General features: G+C 66.7%; 23 protein-coding genes and 1 pseudogene. 11 read left to right on the top strand and 13 right to left on the bottom strand.

What is annotated here, in order from left to right:
• Nucleotides 1-290 precede the first annotated feature (290 nt).
• From QF036_RS14680 to QF036_RS14670, 3 genes and pseudogenes are all read left to right on the top strand, one after another.
• Nucleotides 291-683, top strand: a complete 393-nt coding sequence (locus QF036_RS14680) for a hypothetical protein (RefSeq protein WP_307102995.1) — start codon at nt 291-293, stop codon at nt 681-683.
• Between the two features lie 81 nt (nt 684-764).
• The gene (locus tag QF036_RS14675) at nt 765-911 is read left to right on the top strand and encodes a hypothetical protein (RefSeq protein WP_307102994.1); all 147 of its coding nucleotides are present in this window, start codon (nt 765-767) and stop codon (nt 909-911) included.
• A gap of 513 nt (nt 912-1,424) precedes the next feature.
• Nucleotides 1,425-2,656: pseudogene (locus QF036_RS14670) on the top strand (amidohydrolase family protein).
• A 16-nt stretch (nt 2,657-2,672) separates the two neighbouring features.
• Here the strand turns inward: QF036_RS14670 and QF036_RS14665 are convergent.
• The 3 genes from QF036_RS14665 to QF036_RS14655 all read right to left on the bottom strand — a co-directional run bounded on the left by QF036_RS14665 (nt 2,673) and on the right by QF036_RS14655 (nt 6,100).
• Nucleotides 2,673-5,063, bottom strand: a complete 2,391-nt coding sequence (locus QF036_RS14665; RefSeq protein ID WP_307102993.1) for an excinuclease ABC subunit UvrA — start codon at nt 5,061-5,063, stop codon at nt 2,673-2,675.
• 173 nt (nt 5,064-5,236) lie between these two features.
• Nucleotides 5,237-5,647 (bottom strand): VOC family protein, encoded by a 411-nt coding sequence (locus QF036_RS14660; RefSeq protein ID WP_307102991.1) that lies wholly within the window; start codon nt 5,645-5,647, stop codon nt 5,237-5,239.
• A gap of 9 nt (nt 5,648-5,656) precedes the next feature.
• Nucleotides 5,657-6,100 (bottom strand): helix-turn-helix transcriptional regulator, encoded by a 444-nt coding sequence (locus tag QF036_RS14655; RefSeq protein WP_307102989.1) that lies wholly within the window; start codon nt 6,098-6,100, stop codon nt 5,657-5,659.
• Between the two features lie 110 nt (nt 6,101-6,210).
• Between QF036_RS14655 and QF036_RS14650 the strand changes: the two genes are divergently transcribed.
• The 4 genes from QF036_RS14650 (at nt 6,211) to QF036_RS14635 (ending at nt 10,004) form a co-directional block, all read left to right on the top strand.
• On the top strand, nt 6,211-7,392 hold the full coding sequence (locus QF036_RS14650) for a type III polyketide synthase (RefSeq protein WP_307102987.1): 1,182 nt from the start codon (nt 6,211-6,213) through the stop codon (nt 7,390-7,392).
• A 68-nt stretch (nt 7,393-7,460) separates the two neighbouring features.
• Nucleotides 7,461-8,114, top strand: coding sequence for a class I SAM-dependent methyltransferase (locus QF036_RS14645; protein ID WP_373460301.1), 654 nt, complete (start codon nt 7,461-7,463; stop codon nt 8,112-8,114).
• Entirely contained in the window at nt 8,111-9,244 is a 1,134-nt protein-coding gene (locus tag QF036_RS14640; RefSeq protein WP_307102984.1) for an FAD-dependent oxidoreductase, read from the top strand. Before QF036_RS14645 ends, QF036_RS14640 begins: the two co-directional genes overlap by 4 nt.
• A 94-nt stretch (nt 9,245-9,338) precedes the next feature.
• Complete coding sequence (locus QF036_RS14635; RefSeq protein WP_307102982.1) at nt 9,339-10,004, top strand: peptide deformylase; 666 nt, start codon at nt 9,339-9,341, stop codon at nt 10,002-10,004.
• A gap of 11 nt (nt 10,005-10,015) precedes the next feature.
• On the opposite strand, the gene QF036_RS14630 is transcribed toward QF036_RS14635, so the two are convergent.
• Complete coding sequence (locus QF036_RS14630) at nt 10,016-12,091, bottom strand: S9 family peptidase (RefSeq protein ID WP_307102980.1); 2,076 nt, start codon at nt 12,089-12,091, stop codon at nt 10,016-10,018.
• Between the two features lie 73 nt (nt 12,092-12,164).
• Here QF036_RS14630 and QF036_RS14625 point away from each other — a divergent pair, with 73 nt between their 5' ends.
• From QF036_RS14625 to QF036_RS14615, 3 genes are all read left to right on the top strand, one after another.
• The gene (locus QF036_RS14625; RefSeq protein ID WP_307102978.1) at nt 12,165-13,112 is read left to right on the top strand and encodes a putative RNA methyltransferase; all 948 of its coding nucleotides are present in this window, start codon (nt 12,165-12,167) and stop codon (nt 13,110-13,112) included.
• Between the two features lie 120 nt (nt 13,113-13,232).
• Nucleotides 13,233-13,694, top strand: coding sequence for an NfeD family protein (locus QF036_RS14620; protein WP_307102976.1), 462 nt, complete (start codon nt 13,233-13,235; stop codon nt 13,692-13,694).
• A 104-nt stretch (nt 13,695-13,798) separates the two neighbouring features.
• Nucleotides 13,799-14,764, top strand: a complete 966-nt coding sequence (locus QF036_RS14615) for an SPFH domain-containing protein (protein WP_307102973.1) — start codon at nt 13,799-13,801, stop codon at nt 14,762-14,764.
• 23 nt (nt 14,765-14,787) lie between these two features.
• On the opposite strand, the gene QF036_RS14610 is transcribed toward QF036_RS14615, so the two are convergent.
• Entirely contained in the window at nt 14,788-15,033 is a 246-nt protein-coding gene (locus QF036_RS14610) for a hypothetical protein (protein ID WP_307102971.1), read from the bottom strand.
• A gap of 101 nt (nt 15,034-15,134) precedes the next feature.
• On the opposite strand from QF036_RS14610, the gene QF036_RS14605 reads away from it, so the two are divergent.
• Nucleotides 15,135-15,482, top strand: a complete 348-nt coding sequence (locus QF036_RS14605; RefSeq protein WP_003802221.1) for an RNA polymerase-binding protein RbpA — start codon at nt 15,135-15,137, stop codon at nt 15,480-15,482.
• A 123-nt stretch (nt 15,483-15,605) separates the two neighbouring features.
• On the opposite strand, the gene QF036_RS14600 is transcribed toward QF036_RS14605, so the two are convergent.
• The 8 genes from QF036_RS14600 to QF036_RS14565 form a co-directional block, all read right to left on the bottom strand.
• The gene (locus QF036_RS14600; RefSeq protein WP_307102969.1) at nt 15,606-16,343 is read right to left on the bottom strand and encodes a polyprenol monophosphomannose synthase; all 738 of its coding nucleotides are present in this window, start codon (nt 16,341-16,343) and stop codon (nt 15,606-15,608) included.
• A 368-nt stretch (nt 16,344-16,711) separates the two neighbouring features.
• The gene (locus QF036_RS14595; protein ID WP_307102967.1) at nt 16,712-18,373 is read right to left on the bottom strand and encodes an amidohydrolase; all 1,662 of its coding nucleotides are present in this window, start codon (nt 18,371-18,373) and stop codon (nt 16,712-16,714) included.
• Between the two features lie 97 nt (nt 18,374-18,470).
• Nucleotides 18,471-21,365 (bottom strand): DEAD/DEAH box helicase, encoded by a 2,895-nt coding sequence (locus QF036_RS14590; RefSeq protein WP_307102966.1) that lies wholly within the window; start codon nt 21,363-21,365, stop codon nt 18,471-18,473.
• Nucleotides 21,366-21,389: 24 nt separating this feature from the next.
• Entirely contained in the window at nt 21,390-22,184 is a 795-nt protein-coding gene (tatC, locus tag QF036_RS14585; protein ID WP_307105936.1) for a twin-arginine translocase subunit TatC, read from the bottom strand.
• A gap of 48 nt (nt 22,185-22,232) precedes the next feature.
• On the bottom strand, nt 22,233-22,502 hold the full coding sequence (tatA, locus tag QF036_RS14580; RefSeq protein WP_307102964.1) for a Sec-independent protein translocase subunit TatA: 270 nt from the start codon (nt 22,500-22,502) through the stop codon (nt 22,233-22,235).
• Nucleotides 22,503-22,537: 35 nt separating this feature from the next.
• Complete coding sequence (locus tag QF036_RS14575; protein WP_307102963.1) at nt 22,538-22,906, bottom strand: hypothetical protein; 369 nt, start codon at nt 22,904-22,906, stop codon at nt 22,538-22,540.
• A 42-nt stretch (nt 22,907-22,948) separates the two neighbouring features.
• Nucleotides 22,949-24,958 (bottom strand): helix-turn-helix transcriptional regulator, encoded by a 2,010-nt coding sequence (locus tag QF036_RS14570; RefSeq protein ID WP_307102961.1) that lies wholly within the window; start codon nt 24,956-24,958, stop codon nt 22,949-22,951.
• Between the two features lie 189 nt (nt 24,959-25,147).
• Nucleotides 25,148-25,543, bottom strand: a complete 396-nt coding sequence (locus tag QF036_RS14565; protein WP_307102959.1) for an FKBP-type peptidyl-prolyl cis-trans isomerase — start codon at nt 25,541-25,543, stop codon at nt 25,148-25,150.
• Between the last annotated feature and the right edge of the window lie 36 nt (nt 25,544-25,579).

The following is a 25,579-nucleotide window of genomic DNA, read 5'->3' as shown; positions in this document are numbered from 1 at the left end:
CGCCCGCGGGGGAGCGTTGCGTGTAAAACCCTCAGGAGCCGATCTTTTTTCGCTCACGTGTCGGCACGTTGGATAAAGCTTGGCCCGCATATTCCAAGGCAGGGACGTACCAGTGCGCGGATCGCGGTCCGCAGGATGAACGTTTGCCTAGCTCTTAAAATATAAAAAAAGCTGGACTAGATGATTAAAGCAGCGTAACTTAGCTCATGAAACGAGTGAACGTGACTTGCATCGCCAGATGCCGCAGACGGGGGAGTTCAACAAAACTACTGGAGTACCGAGGAGCACCGATGACCGCCACGATAAATGACCTGATCGACGATTCCTTCGCGGACCTTCCTGCGCCGGGGGCCTGCGCCGCCGGAGACTTCGCTGCCCCGGTTCTGACTGTCACCGTCAACGACCAGGCGGTGCTTACGATCGCCCGCCGGTTGCACGATGGGGCGTGCCTGCATGGGGGAGGCTGCGGACTCCGCGATTTCCACGCGATGGACATTTACGAAACGGATGTCCGGGTCATGCTGGCCGCAATGGTGCAGGCCGGCGCTGACGGCGACGGTCCGGAAATCAGCCCCTGCCGAAGCGTCACTGAGCGCCGATGGTTCCGTGGCCAGTGGTCGTGTGCTGCATGCGGTTGCGGCATCCGCTTTGGCGGCGGCGCCGGCTGGGTCCACACCCGCTGATCCGGTGCGCGGTGGGAATGAAGCAGGTCTCACGGTGATGACAGTCTTACAGGCCAAGAGCTTATTGTGAAAGGAAAGACGATGACACGCGAAGAAGCTTTCGCAAGGTGCGCACCGGACTCGTATGTCGAGTTCTATGGCGGTCGGTGGCTCGTCGTGCCGTTCGCCCAGGTGGAGCAGCCGCTGTTCTTTGTTTGCGCACCACAGGCGCTCCGCGCCAGTAATTAGGTTTGAGCTCGAAGACGCCGCGTCACCCATAGGGGGAGCGTTCATCGTCCATCGGTTGCAGCAATCGCGACTTTACTTTACATAATGCTGATTATCGGCGTTATGCAGGGAGGTGCAGAAGTGGGTGCGAAGACATGCCGCACGGCCACCGAATGGCGTGGTTCATCTCCATGGGGTTTGGAACATTTTCAGCCACAGATTGCGGCTAAGTACTGGCCAGCACTGACGCGCTGACAAGAGATTCGAACCATTTGGCGTTTGCGAACCTTTGTCTTCGGACATCCCGTAGGATCCGTGTCGGCAAGCCTGGCAGGACCTGGCCAGCTTTCGGACCCGCCATCTGCTGGCATCCATCAGGCCGACGCATCCACCCGCACTTGACATAACGTCTGACTCTCCCAGCGACCGGTCCACGCGCTCCGAGGCCTCAGGCGGCGGGCACAGTGCGACAAGAGATGCTCCAATAGTGAGGTCAACGTGCACAGCGAAGGTGCCGGGCGAAAGGAATCAACCATGCTTATCACCAACGTCCGTCCGTGGGGCGGGAATGCCGTTGACATCGAGGTCAGTGACGGGCGTATTGCTGCACTGCATCCCCCGGGGACCGCCGCCGTCAATGCCCGGACTGCCGGTGCCAGAGTGGACGGGCGTCACCGGATCGCCATTCCTGCCTTCACCGATGTCCACGTCCACCTCGATTCGACCCGGATCGGGCTGCCGTTCAGGGAGCACACCGGCGGTCCCGGGGTATGGAACATGATGTGCAACGACCGGGAGAACTGGCGCGACACCCCCATCCCCTACCCGGAGGTGGTGGCGGGAACGCTGGAACTGATGATTGCCCGGGGCACCACGCGTGTCCGCTCCTACGCCCAGATCGACGTCGACTGCAGGCTGGAACGGTTCGAGGCGGTCATGGCTGCCAAGGAACGCTTCGCCCGCGCCGCAACCGTGGAGATCATGGCATTTCCCCAGGCCGGACTCCTGCTTGAGGACGGGACAGTCCCACTCCTCGAGGATGCCCTCAGGGCAGGTGCCACGACAATCGGCGGCATAGATCCCTGCCAGCTGGACAGGGATCCGGCGCGCCATTTGGACATCGTCTTTGGCCTGGCAGAGAAGTACGGGGCCGACGTCGACATCCACCTGCACGAGCCCGGCCACCTCGGCGTTTTCAGCGCGGAACTCATCTTTGAACGCACCCGGGCACTTGGCATGGAAGGGCGCGTGTCGCTCTCCCACGCCTACGACCTGGCCAACGTCCATCCGGACGTGACCGCGCGGCTCCTGGAGCAGATGGCCGAACTGGACATGCCTGGGCGACGGTCGCCCCGGCCAGCGGAGGAACCCAGTTCGACCTCGCCCAGATGACCGACGCCGGAATCCGGGTGGGGCTGGGCGAGGACGGCCAGAGGGACTACTGGAGCCCGTACGGCAATTGCGACATGCTTGACCGCACCTGGCAGCTGGCGTTCACCCACCGGCTGCGCAAGGACCGGCTGATCGAGCACTGTGCGGCGATCGCCACTGTCGGGGGTGCCTCCATCATGGACCGCGGAATCCACCGTCTCACGAGCCCCGACGACAGGCCCGGCCTGACCGCCGGAGACCCGGCAGACATCGTCCTGGTGGACGGCGAAACCATCACGAGCACCGTCATGGACCGCGGAGCGGACCGCACCGTCATCCACGAGGGCCGCGTTGTGGCAGACGGGTTGTCCGTTCTGCCGGGTCCGGCGGCATAACCTGCATGCCGGTCCGTCAGATGGCGCCCACGTAGGCGGCGAGGTGCTCGCCGGTCAACGTTGACCGGCCGGCAACAAGGTCTGCCGGCGATCCTTCGAAAACGATTTTGCCGCCGTCGTGCCCCGCCCCGGGGCCCAGGTCGATGATCCAGTCGGCGTGCGCCATGACCGCCTGGTGGTGCTCGATGACGATCACCGACTTGCCCGAGTCGACGAGCCGGTCGAGCAGGCCCAGCAGGTTTTCGACGTCGGCCAGGTGCAGGCCGGTGGTCGGCTCGTCGAGGATGTAGACGTCACCCTTTTCTGCCATCTGCGCGGCCAGCTTGAGCCGCTGCCGCTCGCCGCCGGACAGCGTTGTGAGCGGCTGGCCGAGGGTGAGGTAACCGAGTCCGACGTCGGCCAGCCGGTCCAGGATCTTGTGGGCGGCCGGCGTGCGCGCGTCGCCGTCCTCGAAGAACTCCTCGGCCTCCGCCACCGGCATCGCCAGCACCTCGGCGATGTTCCGGCCGCCGAGCGTGAACTCCAGAACCGCTGCCTGGAACCGCTTGCCGTCGCACTCCTCGCACGTCGTCTCGACCGTGGCCATGACACCCAAATCCGTGTAGATGACACCGGCGCCGTTGCATGTGGGACAGGCGCCCTCGGAATTGGAGCTGAACAACGCGGGCTTCACGCCGTTGGCCTTGGCAAACGCCTTGCGGATCGGCTCAAGGAGCCCGGTGTACGTGGCGGGGTTGCTGCGCCGGGAACCGCGGATACCGGTCTGGTCGATCACCACCACGCCCTCGCGCTTGGCAACGGAGCCGCGGATGAGCGAGCTCTTGCCGGAACCGGCAACCCCGGTGAGGACGCACAGCACGCCGAGCGGGATGTCGACGTCGACGTTCTTGAGGTTGTTTGTCGACGCACCGCGGATTTCCAGCGCGCCGGAAGCGGAGCGCACCGACTCCTTGAGCTGCGCCCGGTCATCGAGGTGCCGGCCGGTGATGGTGTCACTCCCCCGCAGCCCCTCGACCGTGCCTTCGAAGCAGACGGTGCCGCCACCGGTGCCGGCGCCCGGGCCGAGGTCGACGATGTGGTCGGCGATGGCGATGCTCTCCGGCTTGTGCTCCACGACGAGCACCGTGTTGCCCTTGTCACGCAGCTGGAGCAGCAGGGAGTTCATGCGCTCGATGTCATGCGGGTGCAGGCCGATCGTGGGCTCGTCGAAGACGTAGGTGACGTCAGTGAGCGACGAACCGAGGTGGCGGATCATCTTGGTGCGCTGCGCCTCTCCCCCGGACAGCGTCCCCGATGGCCGGTCCAGCGAGAGGTAGCCCAGGCCGATTTCCGCGAACGAGTCCAAAAGGTGCTGCAGCCCGGCGAGTAGCGGGGCCACGGACGGCTCGTCCAGGCCCCGGACCCAGTCGGCCAGGTCGGTGATCTGCATGGTGCAGACGTCGGCGATGTTCTTGCCCTTGATCTTCGAGGACAGCGCTTCCTGGCTGAGCCGGGTGCCGCCGCAATCGGGGCAGGTCGTGAAGGTGATGGCCCGCTCCACGAAGGCGCGGACGTGCGGCTGCAGCGAGTCCACGTCCTTGGACAGCATCGACTTCTGGATCTTGGGGATGATGCCCTCGTAGGTCAGGTTGATGCCCTCGACCTTGATCTTCGTCGGCTCCTTGTAGAGCAGGTCGTGCATTTCCTTCTTGGTGAACTTGTTGATCGGCTTGTCCATGTTGAAGCCGGCTCCGCTGAAGATGCGGCCGTACCAGCCATCCATGCTGTAGCCCGGAATGGTCAGGGCACCCCCGCTGAGTGACTTGCTGTCGTCATACAGCGCCCTAAGGTCGAAGTCGCTGACGTTGCCCATCCCTTCGCAGCGCGGGCACATGCCGCCGAGCCGGTTGAACGTCGCCTTCTCCGCCTTGGTCTTGTTGCCGCGCTCGACGGTGATTGCGCCGCTGGCCTTCACAGTCGGGATGTTGAAGGAGTAGGCATTGGGCGAGCCGATGTGGGGCTGGCCCAGCCTGCTGAAGAGGATCCGCAGCATCGCGTTGGCGTCGGTTGCGGTGCCTACGGTGGAGCGCGGGTTGGCCCCCATCCGCTCCTGGTCGACGATGATGGCCGTCGTCAGCCCCTCCAGCACATCGACCTCAGGCCGCGACAGTGTGGGCATGAACCCCTGCACGAAGGCGCTGTACGTCTCATTGATCATCCGCTGCGACTCCGCGGCGATGGTGCCGAACACCAGGGAGCTCTTGCCGGAACCGGAGACACCGGTGAACACCGTCAGGCGGCGCTTGGGGATCTCGACACTGACATCCTTGAGGTTATTCACGCGCGCGCCCTGCACACGGATCAGGTGATGGCCATCGGCGGTGTGCAGTCCGGATGACTGGGTATCCGTCCTCGTGGTTATGGTCATCGTGTCTCCCTCTGTTAAGCGGATAGCCGGTTGGGCTCGCCGGCTTCGCGCGCCATGTCTGATTCTTGTTCGTTGCCGCGGTTGCGGCAACAGTAACTCCGCACGGCGACCGGCGGGCGCAACAGCTGCGCCCGCCGGTCGTGATCGAAAGTCCGGGCGTGATCGGAAATGTTTTACCGGACCTCGTTGATGCGGATCAGGTTCCCCGCAGGGTCGCGGAAGGCGCAGTCGCGGACGCCGTATGCCTGCTGGGTGGGCTCCTGCACCACCTCGGCGCCGCTGGCCTGCACCTTTTCGAAGGTGCCGTCCAGGTCCGGGGTGCCGAGCACGAGGCGGGCGTAGGTGCCCTTGGCCATCATCTCGGTGATGGTCCGCCGCTCGTCCTCGGTGATGCCCGGGTCGGCTGCCGGCGGTTCCAGGACCACAGAGGTGCCGGGCTGGTCCGGAGGACCGACGGTGAGCCAGCGCATTCCGCCGTACCCCACATCGTTGCGGAGCTCGAATCCGAGAGTGTCGCGATAGAAGGCCAAGGAGGCGTCGGCGTCGTTATGCGGAAGGAAAGTCCAGTGAATGGTGAGGTTCATGCCGCCAGTCTAGGTGCGGCCGGACGGGACCGCTTCTCGATTCCTGACCGGTCTGCTCACCTGTTTCACTACGCATGACGCCATGCCCTCCGTCTCCCCCGCCGCCTGTGTCCGGTACACACTGGGCGGCATGCCGACCAGCTCGGTGAAGCGGCTGCTGAACGTCCCCAGCGACGAACAGCCGACGGCGAAACACACCTCCGTGACGCTGAGGTCGCCGCGCCGCAGCAGCGCCATCGCCCGCTCGATGCGCCGCGTCATGAGGTAGGCGTACGGGGGCTCGCCGTAGGCTTCCCGGAACTGCCGGCTGAGGTGCCCGGCTGACATGTTCACGCCGCGCGCAAGTGCCTCGACGTCCAGCGGCTGGGCGTACTCCCTGTCGATGCGGTCACGGACGCGGCGCAGCCGCGCCAGATCGTCCAGGCGCTGTTCTGCGGCGGGTCTGGTGGTCACATTCGAGATGGTGCTACCTCTGGCCCGAGTTGTCCAGTCCCGCGGGAGTTGTCCAGTTGCGGCCAGTCCAATCCATTGTCTTAACCTGCGCTCTCGTTAAGAATGAACGAATGACGGTCTATGTGAGAGCTCTCGAAACTGCAGTTCCGCCGACTTTGCTCATCCAGCATGAGGCCCGCGACGTGTTCGCGGCGCAGCCCGGGCTGACCCGGCTTGGCTCACGGCTTGTGTCCACGTGCTTTGATTCCGCCGCCATCGACACCCGGTACACGGCGGTCCGCGAACTGACCCTGGACTCCGCCGCCGAAGACCCCCAGTTTTTCGATCCGCAGACCGGTGTGCTGCGGAGCCCCAGCACCAAGGCACGCAACAACCTCTTCGCCGAGGAAGCCACGAAGCTTTTCATCGAGGCGGCGGACGCGGCCGTTTCCAAGTGCGACGGCATTGACCCGCCGGACGTCACGCACCTCATCACGGTCTCCTGTACCGGTTTTTTCAATCCCGGGCCGGACTACAAGATCGTCCGCGCCCTGGGCCTCAACCCTGCGGTGCAGCGGTACCACCTCGGCTTCATGGGCTGCTATGCGGCCTTCCCGGCGCTCCGGGCAGCCAAATCCTTCTGTGAGGCGGACCCGACGGCGGTTGTGCTGGTCGTGTGCGCCGAGCTGTGTTCCCTGCACGTCCGGACCTCCAACGATCCCGACACGATCATGGGATCTGCGCTGTTTGCGGACGGCGCGGCGGCAGCCGTGGTGACGGCACGCGTGGACCTGGAATTTCCGCCGCTGCTCCAGCTGGACCACTTCGAGACCGTCCTGACCCCGGTGGGTGAGGACTCGATGGCCTGGAACATCGGCGATGAAGGCTTTGAGATGGTGCTCGGCAACTACGTGCCGCACATCATCGACGGCCATATTGTGGGCGCGCTTGAGCCGCTCCTGGCCCGCGACCCCTCGCTGCGGGAACTCGCCTACCGCGACATCACCCACTGGGCCATCCACCCGGGCGGCCGCAGCATCCTGGACAAGGTGCAGTCCCGGCTGGACCTCACCGATGAGCAGCTGCATCCGGCCCGCGAAACACTGCGGAATTACGGCAACATGAGCAGCGCCACGGTGCTCTTCGTCCTCAAGCACATTCTGGATCTTCCTTCGCGGGAGGGGGACGAACGCATCTGCTCCATGGCGTTCGGCCCGGGGCTGACGGTGGAAACCGGGCTGTTCACCAAGGTGAAGCAGCCGGCGGATGGGCTTCATGCGGTGGCCGGCGAGGCCGAGCCTTCCCTGGCCTGACGGCCGTGAGGATCCCGGGAACGGGCCCAGGCATCCTTGGCCTGCGGGCCACGGACGCCGTGGAGGACATGGACCGGCCGGACTGCGATCCGGACCGGCTGAAGCGCACCTACCAACAGTTCGCGCTGGTCAACCGCGTGGTCTCCGGCTGGCACCGGCTGTACCGCACCAGAGTGCGCCCGCAGGTGCGCGGCGTGGGCACCACAACGTTGCTGGACGTTGGCTGCGGCGGCGGCGACCTGGCCGTAATGCTCGCCCGCTGGGCGTCGAGGGACGGGATCCAGCTTCACGTGACAGGGATTGACCCGGATGAAAGGGCCTTCCGTTTCGCCGCCGGCCGCAAGCCCATCCCCGGTGTGGAGTTCCGGCAGGCGAGCAGCGGCGATCTGCTCGCCGAGGGCAAGTCCTACGACGTCGTCATCTCCAACCACGTGCTGCACCATCTGACTGCGCCGGAATTGCAGCAGTTCCTGGATGATTCCGCCGGGCTGGCCCGCCGCCTGGCCCTGCACAACGATCTGACCCGGAGCGCGGCTGCCTATGCGCTGTTCAGTGCCGGCGCCCTCCCGCTCACCGGCTCCTATATCCGCGGGGACGGGCTGACCTCGATCAGGCGCAGCTACACCGTCGGGGAGCTGGCCGCCGTGGTCCCTGCCGGCTGGACGGTGGAACCGCATTCCCCCTTCCACTGCCTGCTCACCTACCGGCGGCGCCCGGCATGACCGATGTGCTGATCGTCGGCGGCGGTCCGGTTGGGCTATTTCTCGGTTCACTGCTCCTGCAGCACGGGGTTACGGTGCGGGTCCTCGAAAGGCGGACCGGCCGCAATGCCCACACCCGGGCCATCGGCATCCATCCGCCGGCGCTCGCCGCCCTGGAGCGCATCGGCGTTGCCCGGGAGCTGATCGGCCGCGGCGTCCCCATCCGCCAGGGCTTCGCTGTGAGTAACGGCCGGAAGATCGCCCGCATGCCGTTCGCCCCGGTCTCCGACCGGTACCCGTTCGTCCTCGCCGTGCCCCAGCCCGTGACGGAGGAGGTCCTGGAGCGGCGGCTCCGGGAGCTGGACGGCGGCGCGTTTGTCCGTGACGCCCGGGTCACGGGAATGCACGACGACGGCAGCCGGGTCACGCTGCGCGTCACCACTGCCGGGGCCGAGTCCAGCCACTCCGCCGCTTTCGCGGTGGGCGCCGACGGCGCCTACTCGACTGTGCGGACACTTCTGCGGGTCGCGGCGCCGGAGAAACTGTATCCGGACCACTACCTGATGGGTGACTTCCCCGAGTCCAGCCCCTTCGGCAGCGACGCCGCGCTGTTCCTGGAAAGCGACGGCATTGTGGAGTCGTTCCCGCTGCCCGGCGGAGTCCGCCGCTGGGTAGTCCGGCTGGGGAGTCCGCCGCCCCGCCCCGATGCGGAGCAGCTGGCCGGGCTCGTTGTCGGCAGAACCAGCGTGGCGCTGGACCCCGGCGCGAACACCATGCTCAGCAGCTTCAGCGTCCGTTCGCGGCTGGCCGCGGGCATGGTTTCCGGCCGGACGGCGCTCATCGGTGATGCGGCACATGAGATCAGCCCCATCGGCGGCCAGGGCATGAACCTTGGCTGGCTGGATGCCGAAGCGCTGCTCCCGGCGATCCTCGCCGTCGTGCGCGGTGGGCCTTCCGCTGAGTCGCTGCGGCGTTTCGATGCCACACGGCGCCGGGCCGCAGCCGCGGCGGCACGCCAGGCCGAGGTGAACATGGCGCTGGGCAGGCCGCTTCCGGCCGGCCTGCTGCGACCCCGGAACGCGGCGATCGCGAGCGTGGCGGCCATACCGGCCTTCAACGCGTTGGTGGCCCGGCGCTTCACGATGCAATAGCGCGTTCACGATTCAATAGCGGGCCGCTGCAGGGCGTGAGAGGGGACGGCGCTGTGCACCGCGGCACTGGGCAACGCGGCGCTAGGCTGTCCCCATGACCCACGCATCTCCGCCCACCACCTACAGCCCCGCACGCATCCGGGAAACCGTGCAGGAACTGCTGGCCTCAGAGGCCCTGCCGCCCATCGTGCAGGCCGGGCATCCGGTCCTCAGGCAGCACGCGGCTCCCTTCGAGGGCCAGTTGGAGCCCGAGGAACTCAGCGAGCTGATCGTCCTGATGAGGAAGGTCATGCATGCCGCACCCGGCGTAGGCCTGGCAGCTCCGCAGCTGGGCATTCCGCTGCAGCTGGCCGTCCTCGAAGACCAGTTCGAGATCGACGAGGTGACGGCCGCGGCCCGGGGCAGGGCGCCGCTGGAGTTCTTCGCCATGCTGAATCCGTCCTACTCCCGCCTGGGCAACGGCACCGCAGCCTTCTTCGAAGGCTGCCTGTCGCTGTCCGGACTGCAGGCTGTGGTTGAGCGTCCGGAAAGCGTGCGGCTGGAGTACCTAAGGCCCGACGGAGGGAATGTCACCAAGGACTTCAGCGGCTGGCAGGCGCGGATCGTGCAGCACGAAACGGACCACCTCCACGGCATGCTCTACATCGACCGGGCCGAGCTCCGCTCACTCAGCACGAACAGCGAGTACGCCACGCGCTGGGCCGAGCCGGGCATCGCTACGGCCAGCCGGGAGCTCGGCTTCCCGGCCGGCGCGGATTAGGCGGTGCCGGATTAGGCTGTGCCGGCGCGGTTGTTGTCCGTCGGCAGGTACTTCGCCCACCAGGCCAGAATATGTTCGAACCGCTGCCGCCGGTGGTGCGGTGTCCCCGAGCGTGACAACTCGTGGTCCTCGCCCGGGAACACGAGGAACGCCGAGTCGACGCCTTGCTGCTTGAGGGCAGTGAAATAGCGCTGGCCCTGTTCCACCGGGCAGCGGAGGTCATCTTCGCTGTGGATCACCAGTGTGGGGGTCCTGACGGCGGCAACCGTTGCCATGGGGCTCTGTGCGGCCACCTGTTCGGCCGCCGAGCCGACGTACTCACCGCCGAAGAACCAGCCGATGTCCGACGAGCCCGTGAAGCTCACGGGATCCAGGAATCCCCGCTCCACGATGGCGGCCTGGAACCGGTGGTCCTGGCTGATGGTCCACGCCGTGAGGTACCCGCCATAGGAACCGCCCATGATCCCCAAGGCGCCGGCGTCCAAGGAGGAGGAGAACTTCTCAAGGCTGCCGTCCAGGAACGCGAGCACGTCCTGCATGTCCACCGTGCCCATCCGCTCTTTGATGGACCGGCCGTGGGCCTGGCCGTAACCGGCTGAGCCGCGCGGATTGCACATCAATACGGCGTATCCGGCCGCGGCATAGACCTGTGCTTCATCGAAGAACGCGGTGGTGTACTGCGAGAACGGTCCGCCGTGGATGTTCAGCAGCACCGGGTGCGGGCCCTTCCCCGGCGGCAGGACCAGCCAGCCGTGGACGGGGTAGCCGTCCGGGGCGGGAAACGAAAGTTCCTGCGGTTCGATGATGCCTGCTTCGGTCCGCAGTGCGGCCGAGAAATCGGTGAGCAGGCGGAGCTGGCCGTCCTCGAGGACTCCCACATCACCTGCGGTGGCGGCGTCGCTGTAGCTGATGAAGACCGTGCCCGCACCGTCCCCGGCCCCGGCGACCACCCGGTCACCATGAACCAGGAGGGAGTGGTTCCCCGTGGCGCTGAATTCGAGCAGCTCCACCGTTCCCTGGGCATTGTTGAGCACCAGCGCACTGTCGTTGCCGCGCAGGCCGATGGTGGCACCGGGCGCTCCCACGTCCATGTTCTCCGGGTCGCTCAGGGCCGTGGCGTCGCCGCCGGCGGCGGGCATGACGTGGAGGACCGTGTTCTTGGCAACGAAGTCCTGGCGGGTGCTGCCCAGATCCTGGGACGTGAAGAACAGCCAGCGTCCGTCGGCCGACTCTCTGACGTCGGAGACGGTCTGGGCGCCCAAGTTGGGGACCGGCACCAATGCCGGTTTCCCGCCCTCGGCCGCTACGCGGTAGATCCCGGATACCAGGTCCTGGTCGGCATCCTCGTGGAGTGCTGCCACGAAGTAAATGGCACTGCCGTCGCTGCTGAAGGTGGCGCCGGTGTGGTCGGTTGCCGACGTCGTGAGCTGGCGTGCCTCCGGGAACCCGCCGGAATCCTCGCCGGATTCCGGCGAGCGTTCATTCTCACGGTTGATTTCGCCCTTCGCGCTCTCGCTTCCCTTGGCGGCGCGGCCCACTGGTTTGACCCAGGGTTCGCCGCCCAGTTCCGGAACGTCGAGCATGAACAGCTGCAGCGGCTTGTCCCGCGTGTAGCCAACGCCGTTCATCCTGTACTTGTAATCCGTGATCAGCCGGGCGTCCTCCGCACCGGACCCCACGCCGTCGAGCGATCCGTAGCGGCCCTCTTCCGGTTCCCTCGAACTGAAAACGATCTGGGTGGAATCCGGCGACCAGGCGAAGGCGGTGACGCCCATCTTCCTGTCGGTCAGGGCCTGCGGTTCCCCGCCCGCGGACTCCACCACGTGAAGCTGGGGTTTGCCGCCCGGGGCGGCGCGGAGGAAAGCCAGCACTCGGCCATCCGGCGAAAAGGCCGGCGCCGTGTCGCGGAAGCCCCGGGTCACGCGGCGGGGCAGCTTTTCCGGGTCCCGGGGCACGCTCCACAGCTGGCCAACATAGGAGTCGGCGTCAAAGTCCGGATGGACAACGGACACAACGGCCCTGGTGCCGTCAGGGTGGACGGCGGGGGCGGAGACGGAGTTGAGCAGCGGCAAATGTTCAGGCTTCACCCACGTGAGCCTAGCGGGTCGGGCAAGGGCGCGGAACGGCAGCCGCGAAAACACCTGCCCTAGGATGGTCCTCATGCTCTCGCGCCTGCCCGTTCTGCTTTGTCCCGTCTGCCGCCAGGAACTCCAGCCCGTCCACGACGGCGGCAACGGCAGGGTCCGCGCGCTGGCGTGCCCGGAGCGCCACAGCTTCGACGCCGCCCGCCAGGGGTACTTCAACCTGCTGGTGGGCAAGGGAACCGCCTTCGAATCAGACACCGCGGACATGGTTGCGGCACGGGCAGCCTTCCTCGACGCCGGTCACTACCGGCCCCTGGCCGGCGCGCTGGCCGAGGCAGCCGGCCCGGCCCTGAACGGGCCAGCCCCAACTGTCCTTGACTCCGGCACGGGAACGGGCCACTACCTGCGCGCAATCCTTGATTATCTGGACAGCAACCTTCATCCGGAGAGTGACGATGACGGCGCCGCCCCGGTGGACGGCACCGCCCCGGCAGAGGGCACGGGCGGCGTGGCCGCCGTCGGGCTGGACATCTCCAAGTTCGCTTTACGCCGCGCCGCCAAACTTAATCCGGAAGCCATCAACCTGGTGGGTGACGTCTGGCAGCCGCTGCCCCTGCCCGACGCCGCCGTCGACGTCGTCACCGTGGTGTTCGCGCCGCGCAACGCTGCCGAGTTCGCCCGCGTCCTCAAACCCTCCGGCAGGCTCATCGTGGTGACGCCGCGCGCCGGCCACCTCGAGGAAATTGCCAGCCAGGCGGGCATGCTGGGCATCGACCCTGACAAGGACGAGCGCTTGGCCGAGGCGCTCGCAGGCCGCTTCTCGCCGCTGTCGGCACAGGACATCGACGTGGAGCTGTCGCTTTCCCCGGAGGACGTGGCCAACCTTGCCCTTATGGGCCCCGCCGGCCACCACACGGACCGCACCACACTGACCGAACGGCTCGCCGGGCTCCCGCAAGCAACCAGGGTCTCCGCCCGGTTCCGGATCAGCATCTTCGTCCCGGCGGAAATCCCGGCTCCATAACGGCTTGGCCACGTTCCTGTGCTGCCCGCCGTTCCCCTGCCGGGCGCTCGTGCTTCGGTCTACGATGGAAGAAAGTCACTGAGGGCTGCCCCGCAGCCCTCGGGATCAAGGGGGAACGCGATGTTTGAATGGCTTGGCCAAAACTGGTGGGCACTGTGGCTCACCCTCTTCCTGGTGTTCGCCGCCGTGGAGATGCTGACCCTTGACCTGTTTTTCATCATGCTGGGCGGGGGTGCCATTGCCGGCCTGGTGGCCGACTTTGCCGGTGCTGACCTCTGGCTTCAGATCGTGGTGTTCTGCGTCGTCTCGCTGCTCATGATTGCGTTCGTCCGCCCGGTGACACTCAAGCACCTGCACAAGGGCGCGCCGGAACAGCGCACCAACATCGACCGCCTGATCGGCGAATCAGCGCTCGTCCTCGAGGCGGTAACGGCCAGCGGCGGACGCGTGAAGATCGGCGGCGACATCTGGAGCGCCCGCTCCCAGTCCGGCGTCCTTCCCGAAGGCCAGCGCGTGATCGTCTCGGCCATTGAAGGTGCGACGGCGGTCGTCTCACCCCAGGCTGAGACCGCCGTCCAGTAGGCCGGCTCCCCCATGGGTTTCTGCTCCCGCCGCGGCGGAGCAGCAGATTGCGGCGAGTTTTCGCCAGGTTAGAGCTTCACTGAAAGTTGGGGACAAGGAGAAGTATGGATAGCCCAGGAGGAATCGCACTCACATTCGTGATGGTGGTTCTGATCATTTTCGTCATCATCGTGCTGGTCCGCTCGGTGCGGATCGTGCCGCAAGCCCGGGCCGGCGTCGTTGAACGGCTGGGCAAGTACCAGCGCACGCTTAATCCAGGCCTGACACTCCTCATCCCCTTTGTTGACCGGCTCCTGCCGCTGCTGGACCTGCGCGAACAGGTGGTCTCCTTCCCGCCGCAGCCCGTGATCACCGAGGACAACCTCGTGGTGTCCATCGACACCGTTGTCTACTTCCAGGTCACCGATCCGCGTGCCGCCACGTACGAGATCGCCAACTACATCCAGGCCGTGGAGCAGCTGACCACCACCACCCTGCGTAACGTGGTGGGCGGCCTGAACCTGGAAGAGGCGCTCACGTCCCGCGACCAGATCAACGGCCAGCTGCGCGGTGTCCTGGATGAAGCCACTGGCCGCTGGGGTATCCGTGTCTCCCGGGTGGAGCTGAAGGCCATCGACCCGCCGCACTCCATCCAGGATTCGATGGAGAAGCAGATGAGGGCAGAACGTGACCGCCGCGCTGCCATCCTGACCGCCGAGGGAACCAAGCAGTCCGCCATCCTGACCGCCGAAGGGCAACGGCAGGCCGCCATCCTTAAGGCCGAGGGTGACGCGAAAGCTGCCATCCTGCGCGCAGACGGCGAGGCGCAGGCCATCCAGAAGGTGTTCGACGCCATCCACAAGGGCAACCCCGACCAGAAGCTGCTGGCCTACCAGTACCTGCAGACCCTGCCGAAGCTCGCCGAGGGCTCCTCCAACAAGCTGTGGATCATTCCGAGCGAAGTCGGCGAGGCACTGAAAGGCATCGGCAGCGCCTTGGGCGGAACCAACGCTGATCCCCGCTCCGGCGACCTCTTCGGTAGCGAGGACGGCGGCCAGGCCGGCGAAGCAGCGGCCCGGACCCAGGCCTAGCGTTTCAAGACAAAGCAACCCTTTCATGGCGAAGCAACGGGAGGCAGGCCGCCGCGGCCTGCCTCCCGTTTTCTGGGCACCCGGCTGCGCTGCTGCGCCTTGTCGGACTTTTGCACGCCGTCGGATTGCTGCGCACTGTCGGACTTTTGCACGCCGTCGGATTGCTGCACCCGGCCGGATTGCTGCGCCCCCTTGGAATCCGTATAATAGGATATTTGTCCGGCCGGATCAGTCCGTGCGGAACAACAAAGCTTGGCGAAGCGTTTCACCTAGTGATGCTACGTGAACCACACCGTAGTCCGGAGGCGCCCTAACCAGGGCTTCCGGCTAGCGCGGAGTCCGCTCCGCGAACCGATTAGAGGGAGAAATCATGAGCGATCGCAGCCTGCGAGGTATGCGTCTTGGCGCCCAAAGCATGGAGACGGAATCCGGCGTGGAGCCGGCTCCGCGTCAGCGGGTTGAGTACCGGTGCGAGGACGGCGAACAGGTTTTTGTAACCTTTTCCTCCGAAGCCGAAATTCCCCCTGTGTGGGTTTCCAAGACCGGTAAGGAAGCGCTGCTCGTTGATGGCGAACGCCCGGACACCAGCAACGAAAAGGCAGTCCGTACGCACTGGGACATGCTGCTGGAGCGCCGCTCGCTTCCCGAGCTGGAGCAGATCCTCGAAGACCGCCTCACCATTCTGCGCGAGCGTCGCGGCGAACGGCGTTCAGCCTAGCCGCTGCTAGCTGGCAGGCAGGCGCTACAGCCAAAAGGCCGGATCCGCTGCATCCATGGATGCAGCGGATCCGGCCTTTTGCGTATCAGCCTGGCTCTTTGTGCCAGCTGGTCGCGGTACCGGCTAGCCGCGCGGGCTCTTGCCCGTCAGCTTCTTCCAGCGGGCGGTCAGGCCCCACTTCGTCACGTTGATCATGGCCTCAACCACAATGTTGCCGCTCATCTTGGAAGCCCCGAGTTCCCGCTCCACGAAGGTGATGGGCCGCTCCACGATATTCAGGCCCATCTTCGCGACGCGCCATGCCAGGTCCACCTGGAAGCCGTAACCGACGGAATCGACCTGGTCCAGGTTCAGCTTCTCCAGCGTGGTGCGCCGGAATGCGCGGTAACCGCCGGTCACGTCCTTGATCTTGAGGCCGAGCATGATACGCGCGTACGTGCTGCCGGTCCGGGAAATGGCCTGCCGGTACAGGGGCCAGTTCACGACGCTTCCGCCCTTCACCCAGCGGGAACCCATGGCGAGGTCTGCGCCCTGGTCCACGGCTTCCAGCAGGGAGGGCAGCTGTTCGGGCTGGTGCGAGCCGTCAGCGTCCATCTCCACCAGGACGTCGTAACCGGCGTCCAGTCCCCACCTGAAGCCCGCGATGTAGGCGGCGCCCAGGCCTTCCTTGCCCTTCCGGTGCAGGACGTGGACCTGGTTGTCCCCGGCAGCGATGCTGTCCGCCAGCTGCCCGGTGCCGTCCGGGCTGTTGTCGTCAACAACGAGGACGTCGGAAGCCGGCACGGCGGCGCGGAGTCGTCCCAGAGTCTTGGGAAGCGACTCCAGCTCGTTGTAGGTGGGGATGATGGTGAGGACACGCACAGGGAGGCCTTTCCTGGATGGGAGCGGTCAGCACGCGGGGAGCCCGGCGGGAACGCCGGCTCGCAAGCGCAACTCCCTATTATACGGGCCCCGCACAGCGCTTCTGTCCGCGAGCAGGGATCCGGCTCCGCCACGGGCGGGTCCATGCGCTACGGGCCAGTTCCTGGTGCCGCGATAAGCGGATGGAGGAACTGTTTTCTGCTGCGCTTCGGACCCGCCCCCGGAAGCTCAATGCTACGGACTGGCTGGGGGCTGTCAACAGCCCCCTGACCTGCCCGTTCACCTATCGTCGCAGGTCAGAGGCCTTTTCCGGGAGGGAATCCCGGCACGGCCGGACGCTATGTGTCGCCGAATTAAGCCCGGCGAAATCAGCCCCGGAGGGCTTCTGCAGAGAACAGCTCCAGCCCGTTCCGCACGGTCTGCAGGCACCGGGGATCCGTGCCGGTATCCAGGGCGGGCAGCAGCGGCGTGCGGGCGCGGGGATCCGTGCTCCAGGACTGGACCCTGTTGTCGGCCACCTGGACCATGAGCTCATCCACTTCCCAGACAGCGAAGGATGCCGGTGCGCCCGGTACCAGCTGGCCCGCCATGGGGTTTTCGTAGCGGGCGGCACGCCAGCCGGCCCGCGTGTGGCCGAGGAAGGCCGCCCGGGCGGAGATCCGCTGGTCGGCGTCGTGGTGCTCGAGGCACGCCCGGACGCTGGACCAGGGACGGAGCGGCGTCACCGGGGTGTCGCTGCCGAAGCAAATGGGGACGCCGGCCGAATAGAACGAGGCGAACGGGTTCATGCCCTGGCTGCGGGATCCGAGGCGCCGCTCATAGAGCCGGCCCTGGCCACCCCACGCGGCGTCGAAGGCAGGCTGCGCGCTGACCGTCACCGAGTACTTCGCCAGGCGGGCTATGGCGTCGGCGTCGGCCATTTCGACGTGCTCGAAGCGGTGCCCGGCCGCCCGGACCCGCTGCTCCCCCACCTCAGCGGCTGCCTCCTCAAGGGCCTGCAGGGCTGCATCGAGGCCAGCGTCACCAATGACGTGGAATCCGCCCTGGATGCCCAGGAGGGAGCACGCCGCCAGATGCGCGGCCGCCTCAGCCACGGACAGGTAGGTCGTCCCGGTCTCCCCGGGTGCGTCCGCATAGGGTTCCCGCAGGGACGCCGTGCGGGAGCCGATTGACCCGTCGATGTTCAGGTCCCCGGCAAATCCGCGGACTCGGACCCCAAGCTCTGCAAGGAGCGCCTCGGCGTCGGCCGCCGTCGTCGTCAATTGTCCCCAGTACGGCAGCACCTCGGGCGCCGGGCGGGTGCCTGCTGCGTCGTTCCATCCGGCCGCCAGCCGCAGGTCGTCGAAGCTGCTGATTTTTGGTGCACCCATCTCGGCCAGCGCCACATACCCGTTGGCCGCAGCCTCGTCCAGGGCACGCCGCTGGTAGTCCTGCAGCGCGGCGGCTGATAGGCGTCGGGTGGCCTGCCGGGCGGCAGTGTGGGCCTGGCGCCGGACATGGCCGCCCGGCGCGTAGCCGTCAAGCTCCGCCAGTCCGGCACTGGCAACGAGTGACGGCGAGACAAGGGCCGAATGAACATCGACCCGGGAAAGGTACACGGGACGGCCGGCGGCAGCCCGCTCCAGCTCGCCGGCGTCCGGGAGCGTGGGATCGTCCCAGAGCGACTCGTCCCAGCCATGACCCAGCACGGCGCCTTCCCCGCCGGAAGCCGCAACGGCGTCCAGCAGCTCGCGGGCCGACCGCACACCGCCCAGCTGCAGTGAATCGAGCGCGACGCCGGTCTCGGTCAGGTGGGCGTGGGAATCGACAAAACCAGGAGCAACGAGGGCACCTCGGAGATCGATGATGTCCATGGAGCTGTCGGCGATTGAGGTGGCAGCCTGTTCCGAGCCGACCCACGCGATGGTGTCGCCGTCCACCAGCATGGCCGTGGCGAAGGGATCAGCCGCGGTGTAGACGGAACCGTTGCGGTACAGCGTGACCTTTGACGGTCCGGTTCCTTCCTGCGGGCGGGCGGGGGCATCGGCCATGGAGGCGCTCCTTGGAGAGTTCAAGCGGGCTGTTGGGTACGGAAGTGTTCAGTGCGGAAGTGTTTCAGTGCGGCGGCGGGGCCTGGGGTGCTGGCAGTCAGCCCACAGTGGAGTAGGCCACGACGCCCCGCCTGATCAGCTTGATGGCCTCGGCGCAGAGCCGGGCCAGCCGAGGGTCCAAGCCGGGGATCTTGGCCAGCTGGTCCAGCAGGTCGATCACCTGCTTGACCCACCGGACAAAGTCGCCGGCGGCCAGGTCCGTGCCGCTGAGCACGTCCTGCAGATGGCGGCCGCGGGCCCACTTGTACACCGGCCAGATCAGGCCCAGTTCCGGTTCGCCGGTGAGGGGGAGCTTGTTCTGTTCCTCCACGTCCTCCAGCGCAGACCATTCGCGGACCACGATATCCACGGCGGTCTCCAGGGAAACGCTGGGCATGCGGGGCCGCAGGCCGCGGTCCTCACGCTTGGCCTGGTACACCAGCACGCTGGCGAACGCGGCCACCTCCACCGCGTCGAGGTCATCGAACGCGCCCTGCCGCAGGGCCTGCGAAATCAGCAGGTCCTTCTCGCCGTAGATCCGGCGCAGCCGCTGGCCGTCGGTGCTGATGCGATGCTGTCCGTCCTCGGTGGACTCGAGGTATCCGTAGGCCGACAGGACATCGCAAACCCGGTCGAACGTCTTGGCGATGGTGTTGGTGCGTCCCTGGATCTGGCGGACCAGACCGTCCGTTTCCTTGCGCAGCTTCCACCAGCGTTCGGACCATCTGGCGTGGTCCTCGCGTTCGCTGCAGCCGTGGCACGGGTGGGCCCGCAAGGCACGCCGCAGGTCGGCGATCTTCTTTTCCTGGTTTTGCAGCGCGGAGCCAAGCCCGAAGTCGTTGTTGCGGCTGCTTCCCCTGGCTGGCGGCCGGTTCTCCCGCAGCGCGTTCCGGACGGAGGAGGCCAGGTCTCGCCGCGACTTGGGAACCTTCGCGTTGAATGACTTGGGGATCCTGATCCGGGTCAGCGGCGTAATGGGGCCCTCCAGGTCATCGACGCCGATCCGGCGCAGCTGGCTTTCCAGCGTCAGCACTGCGGGCCTCGGCTCGCGGGAGCTGTGGTCCGAGCTCAGCACCACGGCAAATCCGGGGGCCCTGCCCGCCGGGACGTCCACGACGTCGCCCGGCAGGAGACGGCTCAGGGAGTCCTCGTTGAGCGACTTGCGGGCCCGCGACTTGCTCCGCGAACTGAAATTCTCGGCGTCGGAAAGTTCCCGCCGCAGCCGGGCGTACTCGGTGAAGTCGCCAAGATGGCACGTCATCGATTTTGCGTAGCCGGCCAGCGACTCTTCGCGGCTGCGGACCTGCCGGGCCAGGCCGACCACCGAACGGTCAGCCTGGAACTGGGCGAAGGAGGACTCCAGGATTTCCCTGGCCCTGGGCCGGCCGAACTGGGCGAGCAGGTTGATGCTCATGTTGTACGTGGGCTGGAAGCTGGAATTCAGCGGATACGTCCGGCGGGAGGCCAGGCCGGCCACGGCGGCAGGGTCCGTGCCGGGCTGCCACAGGACTACGGCATGGCCTTCGACGTCGATGCCGCGCCGGCCCGCCCTGCCGGTGAGCTGGGTGTACTCCCCTGCCGTGATGTCCACGTGGGCTTCGCCGTTGAATTTGTCCAGCTTCTCCAGCACCACGGAACGGGCCGGCATGTTGATCCCGAGGGCCAGCGTCTCGGTGGCGAAGACCGCCTTCACGAGGCCGTCGGCAAAGAGCTTTTCGACTACTTCCTTGAATGTGGGAAGCATGCCGGCATGGTGGGCCGCGATGCCGCGCAGCAGCCCGTCGCGCCAGTTCCAGAAGCCCAGCACCTCAAGGTCGTCGGACGGGATGTCCTGGCCGGCCTCGTCCACCCGCTGGGCGATGATGCGCTGCTCCCGCTCCGTGGTGAGCCAGAGCCCGGACGCCACGCACTGGGCAACGGCGGCGTCACAGCCGGCGCGGGAAAAGATGAAGGTGATCGCAGGCAGCAGGTCCTGCCGGTCGAGGCTGGCGATGACCTGTGGCCGGCTGGCCCGCCGCACCGCGGTCCGGGTCTCCTGCTGGGGCTTGTCGCCGTAGCGCTGGCGCTGCTGCCGCCGCTGGCTCCGGCCGCCATGGCCGAAGCGGCCCTGGAAGTTGAGCTGGCTTTCAGCCCTCGAGAGGGTCAGCAGCTCCGGGTTGACTTCGAATCCCCGCTGGCCGGCGTCGGCGGGTGACGGCGCCAGGGGCAGGGCAGCGGCCGCTGCGGGGCTGCCGGCCGGGGCGATTTCGTCAAAGGTGGTCTCGCCGGCGAAAAGATCCACAATGTCCCGGCCCACCATGACGTGCTGCCAGAGCGGCACGGGACGGTGTTCGGAGACGATGACGTCGGTGTCGCCGCGCACGGTGTCCAGCCAGGCGCCGAATTCTTCCGCGTTGGAGACCGTGGCGCTGAGGGACGCCACCTGCACCTCGCTGGGCAGGTGGATGATGACTTCCTCCCAGACCGCACCGCGGAAGCGGTCGGCCAGGTAGTGGACCTCGTCCATGACCACAAAGCCCAGGTCGAACAGGGTGTCGGAGTCGGCGTACAGCATATTGCGCAGGACCTCGGTGGTCATGACCACCACGGGCGCGTCGCCGTTGATGCTGGTGTCGCCGGTCAGGAGTCCGACGTTCGCCTCGCCGTATTTCTCCGTCAGCTCGGTGAATTTCTGGTTGCTGAGCGCCTTGATGGGCGTGGTGTAGAAGGCCTTCAGTCCGCGCTGCAGCGCCAGGTAAACGGCGAACTCACCCACGATGGTCTTGCCGGCCCCGGTGGGCGCGGCAACCAGTACCCCGCGGCCTTCCTGGAGGGACTTGCACGCCTGCCGCTGGAAGTCATCCAGTTCAAAGCTTAGGGTGCGGGCGAATGCGCCCAGGTGGGTCTTTGCTTCCGCGGCCCGTTCGGCGCTGGCGCGGTACCGTTCGGAAGGCGACGGAGTGGTGGTGGACATGCCTCAAGCCTAGCGGGGGCGCACCTAGAGATTCTTCAGCTCACTGCTCGGAGTTGCGATATCGGCTGTGGCCTCGGTCTCAGCGGCCCGCTTCTCTGCCCGGCGCGCACGCCGGCGGTCGTTCAGGACGCACAGCCCGATGGCCAGGAAGAAGAGCAGGAGCATGGGACCGGCCAGGTAGAACATGCTCATGGCGTCGCCACCTGGGGCGGCCATCGCGGCGAACAGGCAGACGAGGAACACGGTGATTCGCCAGCTCTTGATGAGCTGCTCACCGCGGAGGAGCCCGGCGAGGTTCAGGCCCACCAGGACAACCGGGAGCAGGAAGGCAATGCCGAAGGCTAGCAGCAGCCGCAGCACGAAAGACAGGTAGACCTGCGCGCTGATGAAGTTGGACCCGCCGGAGGGCGTGAAGTCGGTGAGGACTCGGACCGCATTGGGCAGGACGAGCCATGCCATCGTCACGCCGCCGATGAAGAGCGGCACCGCGGCCGCCACGAAGGACAGCGCCAGCCGGCGCTCCTTCTTGTGCAGGCCGGGGACGATGAACGCCCACAGCTGGTACAGCCAGACCGGGCTGGCCAGGATTAACCCCAGGAACACCGACACCTGGATCATGAGGTCGAAGGAGCTCGCCACGCCGTCGAAGTTGAGCGACGCCTGCCGGCCCTCGCTCTCGTTGAGGTCCCGGATCGGTTTGATCAGGGCCGCGAGCATGGGCTGGTAGACCAGGAAACCCGCAACCGTGGCGAGCACAACGGCAATGGCGGACTTGAACAGCCGGTTCCTGAGTTCGCGCAGATGGTCCAGCAGAGCCATCCGTCCCTCAGGGTTGGATTGACGACTCATGGTCAGTGCCACGAAATCTTAGGCGCGGTTGGGGGGCGGAACGTCGTTTCCGTCGGCAGGACGGTTATCCGTCGTGGCGGAGCGCGGGTGGTTAACGACGGTACCTTCGACGGGATCTGAGCCGTCCTTGGCTTCCGGGGCCCCGTCCTTCTTCATTTCGCGGACTTCCGACTTGAAAATGCGCAACGACTGGCCGAGGCTCCGGGCCATGCCGGGCAGCTTCGGTGCCGCGAAGAGCACCAAAGCCAGGACGATGATGATGATGAGATGCCAGCCTTCAAGCCTCATGGTGGGTGTTCCTTTCGTTTAGTAACATCCTACGTTTATCTGAATTCGATGTCGCGCAGCGACTGGGGCTGGCCCCGTTCGGCCTTCCGGCGGACCCTGCGCTCGTGCCGGGCTTCCCTGCGGGCCTCCTTGGAGGCGTGGTAATCATGGCGCAGCTGGTGCGGCGAGGCAAAAGGGGCGGTTCCTGGTGCAACCCCATCGACGACGGAAGCAGGGGCCGCCTCCATGGCACCTGCGGACGCTGCCGCGGGAACGGGAAGGCGGGTGAGTTTGTCCCCCGCTTCACCGAGCTCCTTGACCGTCGCCATGAACTGGCGGAACAGGCGGACACCCATGAGCACGAAGAACAGGAGGGACAGCGACACAAGCGCCACCCAAATAAGGATCCAGGACCACCAAGGCATGCTGAGTAGTCTAACTGGCGTACTGGCTGGCCGTTGTACTGGCTACCCCTTGTATTGGGCCAGGGCTGCCTGGATCCACTCCCGTGAAGCGCGGGCAAGCGCCCCGGGTTCCAGGATCCGTGCCGTTCCGCCGTGCTGGGCTACGAACATGGGCAGCCATGCCGTGTTGCCGAACCGGATTTCGGCCACCAGGCCGCCGTCCGGAAGCGGGGCTGTCCGCTCGGCATAATAGTCGTCCGCGAGACCGGCACCGCGGGCGGTGAGCTGGACGGTCACCAGGGTGTCGTCGTCGTTGGGGGTGAACAGCTTTGCCGGGAACCCGCCGTCGGGCTTTATCCCCGACGAGACGGGCTTGCCGGTCGGGGTGAGGTCCTCGATCCGGTCCAGCCGGAAATTCCGGAGGCCGGCCGCCGAATGGCAGTAGGCCTCGAAGTACCAGGTGTTGTCCAGGGAGTAGAGCCGGAGCGGATCCACGTCCCGCTCCGACAGGGTGTCCTTCTGCGCGGATAGGTAGACGAGGTGCAGCTGGGACCCTGATTCGATCGCGTCGCGGATGACCTCGAGGTTGGCTGAGTTGCCGGGTCCCACCTCCGGCCCGGACAGGGCAGCGGCGCGGAGCCCCTCCTCCCCCGCGGCCGCCATCAGCTTGAGTGTCACCGATTCCAGGGCACTGCCCTCGGCGAGTTCCGGCAGGCCGTTAAGGGTCTCGAGTCCGGTGAGCAGCGCGCAGGCCTCGTCCACGGTGAATCGGACGGGCCGGTTCAGCTCCATGGACTGGCTGATGAAAACGTGTCCTTCCTCCCACTGGATGTCCAGCAGCTCGTCCGGGTAGCCCTGCGGCAGGCCGGAGCAGATCAGGATCAGCAGATCGCCCTCGAGTTCCTGCCGGGTCACCCCGAACCTGTCGGCGACCTCCTCGATGGGCAGGCCCTGGTTGCGGACCAGGAACGGCACCAGCTGCAGCATCCGCTTGAGCTGGTCCTCCGACGTGCGCTTGCGGGTCCGCTTTCCCGTCCCGGCATGGCCGAACGAATACGCCGGCACCGGGGCGTCGATGAAGGCGGCAGCAGTCGCAAGGCGGCGCTGCACAGCAGCGGACAGCTCCGCGGGGGCCACCACCCTGACGTTCGGCCCGTAGGAGGCCAGTTCTTCTCCCAGCACCTCAGCGTCCCGGTAGGGAACGGTAAGCCGGTCCCAGCCGGCGTCGGCCTCTGTCCCTGTGGCGGCGTCCGGATCCGCGGCCGCGGACGTAGTGGCCCCGGCGGCACGCTTGCGCAGCCCCAGCAGCTTGCCGCTGCGGACATCCACGACGGCGGCGCTGACCGGAAGCTCCGGAAGGCTGTCCAGCTGGGCACGCACGTTGAAGCCGGCGGGCGGCGTGAAGGCCTCCCTCTCCAGAATGGTGACGGCCGACGTGAAGCGCGACAGCCGGAAGAAGCGCTTGGCGCCGCGGCCCCGGTCGAAGCCGACGAGGTACCACTGGCCGAAGCGGCTGCCCAGGCCCCACGGTTCAACCGTGCGTTCCTCTTCCCGGCCCGTGCTGCCGGCCAGGTAGCGGAAGCGGACAGCGTGTTGGGCGTGCATGGCGGCCACGAGGTCCTCGAACGCCTGGCCGGCCGGCTTGATGCGCGGCTGCACGCCGGCCGGAAGTTCGACGTCGGCCAGGCCGCCCGCCGCCTGGAGCTTGCGGAGGGCGTTGCTCGCCGCCGTGCCCAGTGCCGCCTGCTCCCAAAGCTGCGAAGCCAGCAGCAGGACCGTCCACTCGTCCGGGGTCAGCTCCACATCGGGCAGGCGGTTGGATTCCCTGCCGATCCGGTACCGGGTGGTGCCCGGATCGTCCGAACTCCAGCCCAGGTCCGTGACCGTCTCGACGTCGAAGCCGAAGTCGCGCAGATCGTTCTTGTCGCGTTCGAACATGCGGCCAAAGGCGGCGTCGCTGGCCGCGCCGCCGGCATAGATTTTCTCCCGCAGCTCACTGCGTCGCAGGCCGTACCGCGAGTTCAGCAGTGCGATCAGGAGGTTCAGCAGGCGTTCAGTACGTTGGGCGGACACCCTCGTTACGTTACTAAAGCCGTTCCGGCAAAAACGCGAAAGCGCGGCAACAATCCGGAAAATCCTTCCGATTGTTACCGCGCTTGCGCAGTACAGGGGCCCGAGCTTGCGAGGGCAGGGAGCCGGTGGGTGGGCCCACGCCGGCGAGGGCCCCGGCCCGAGCTTGCGAGGGCAGGGAGCCGGTGGGGATTAGCGGACGCCCACCAGATCCACGACGAAGATGAGTGCTTCGTTCGGGCCGATGGCTCCGCCAGCACCGCGAGAGCCGTAAGCCAGCTCCGAGGGGATCTCAAGGCGGCGGCGTCCGCCGACCTTCATGCCGAGCAGCCCCTGGTCCCAGCCCTGGATGACCTGGCCGACGCCGACACGGAAGTCCAGCGGGGCGCCGCGACCCCACGAGGCGTCGAACTCTTCGCCGGTGGACCAGGCCACGCCGACGTAGTGCGTGGAGACGGTGTCGCCCGCCTTGGCCTCGGGACCGTCGCCCTCAATGATGTCCGTGATGACGAGTTCCGTGGGCACCGGGCCTTCGGGGAAGTCGATTTCCGGCTTTTCACGGTCGAGCTTGCGCTGGCCAAATGACATGGTTGCTCCTTCTGCTTGTGGGAACTTGGGTATTCG

Origin of the sequence: Arthrobacter globiformis, assembly GCF_030817195.1 — a bacterium.
In the GTDB taxonomy this organism is placed as follows: domain Bacteria; phylum Actinomycetota; class Actinomycetes; order Actinomycetales; family Micrococcaceae; genus Arthrobacter; species Arthrobacter globiformis_D.
Note: the sequence above shows the minus strand (reverse complement) of the source record. Positions and strands in the feature narration are given on the sequence as shown.

Excerpts from the sequence above, each read along its gene's own strand:
- QF036_RS14680 (WP_307102995.1), top strand. The coding sequence starts at position 291 with ATGACCGCCACGATAAATGACCTGATCGACGATTCCTTCGCGGACCTT.
- QF036_RS14675 (WP_307102994.1), top strand. The coding sequence starts at position 765 with ATGACACGCGAAGAAGCTTTCGCAAGGTGCGCACCGGACTCGTATGTC.
- QF036_RS14665 (WP_307102993.1), bottom strand. The coding sequence starts at position 5,063 with ATGACCATAACCACGAGGACGGATACCCAGTCATCCGGACTGCACACC.
- QF036_RS14660 (WP_307102991.1), bottom strand. The coding sequence starts at position 5,647 with ATGAACCTCACCATTCACTGGACTTTCCTTCCGCATAACGACGCCGAC.
- QF036_RS14650 (WP_307102987.1), top strand. The coding sequence starts at position 6,211 with ATGACGGTCTATGTGAGAGCTCTCGAAACTGCAGTTCCGCCGACTTTG.
- QF036_RS14645 (WP_373460301.1), top strand. The coding sequence starts at position 7,461 with ATGGACCGGCCGGACTGCGATCCGGACCGGCTGAAGCGCACCTACCAA.
- QF036_RS14640 (WP_307102984.1), top strand. The coding sequence starts at position 8,111 with ATGACCGATGTGCTGATCGTCGGCGGCGGTCCGGTTGGGCTATTTCTC.
- QF036_RS14635 (WP_307102982.1), top strand. The coding sequence starts at position 9,339 with ATGACCCACGCATCTCCGCCCACCACCTACAGCCCCGCACGCATCCGG.
- QF036_RS14625 (WP_307102978.1), top strand. The coding sequence starts at position 12,165 with ATGCTCTCGCGCCTGCCCGTTCTGCTTTGTCCCGTCTGCCGCCAGGAA.
- QF036_RS14620 (WP_307102976.1), top strand. The coding sequence starts at position 13,233 with ATGTTTGAATGGCTTGGCCAAAACTGGTGGGCACTGTGGCTCACCCTC.
- QF036_RS14615 (WP_307102973.1), top strand. The coding sequence starts at position 13,799 with ATGGATAGCCCAGGAGGAATCGCACTCACATTCGTGATGGTGGTTCTG.
- QF036_RS14605 (WP_003802221.1), top strand. The coding sequence starts at position 15,135 with ATGAGCGATCGCAGCCTGCGAGGTATGCGTCTTGGCGCCCAAAGCATG.
- QF036_RS14595 (WP_307102967.1), bottom strand. The coding sequence starts at position 18,373 with ATGGCCGATGCCCCCGCCCGCCCGCAGGAAGGAACCGGACCGTCAAAG.
- QF036_RS14590 (WP_307102966.1), bottom strand. The coding sequence starts at position 21,365 with ATGTCCACCACCACTCCGTCGCCTTCCGAACGGTACCGCGCCAGCGCC.
- tatC (WP_307105936.1), bottom strand. The coding sequence starts at position 22,184 with ATGGCTCTGCTGGACCATCTGCGCGAACTCAGGAACCGGCTGTTCAAG.
- tatA (WP_307102964.1), bottom strand. The coding sequence starts at position 22,502 with ATGAGGCTTGAAGGCTGGCATCTCATCATCATCATCGTCCTGGCTTTG.
- QF036_RS14575 (WP_307102963.1), bottom strand. The coding sequence starts at position 22,906 with ATGCCTTGGTGGTCCTGGATCCTTATTTGGGTGGCGCTTGTGTCGCTG.
- QF036_RS14565 (WP_307102959.1), bottom strand. The coding sequence starts at position 25,543 with ATGTCATTTGGCCAGCGCAAGCTCGACCGTGAAAAGCCGGAAATCGAC.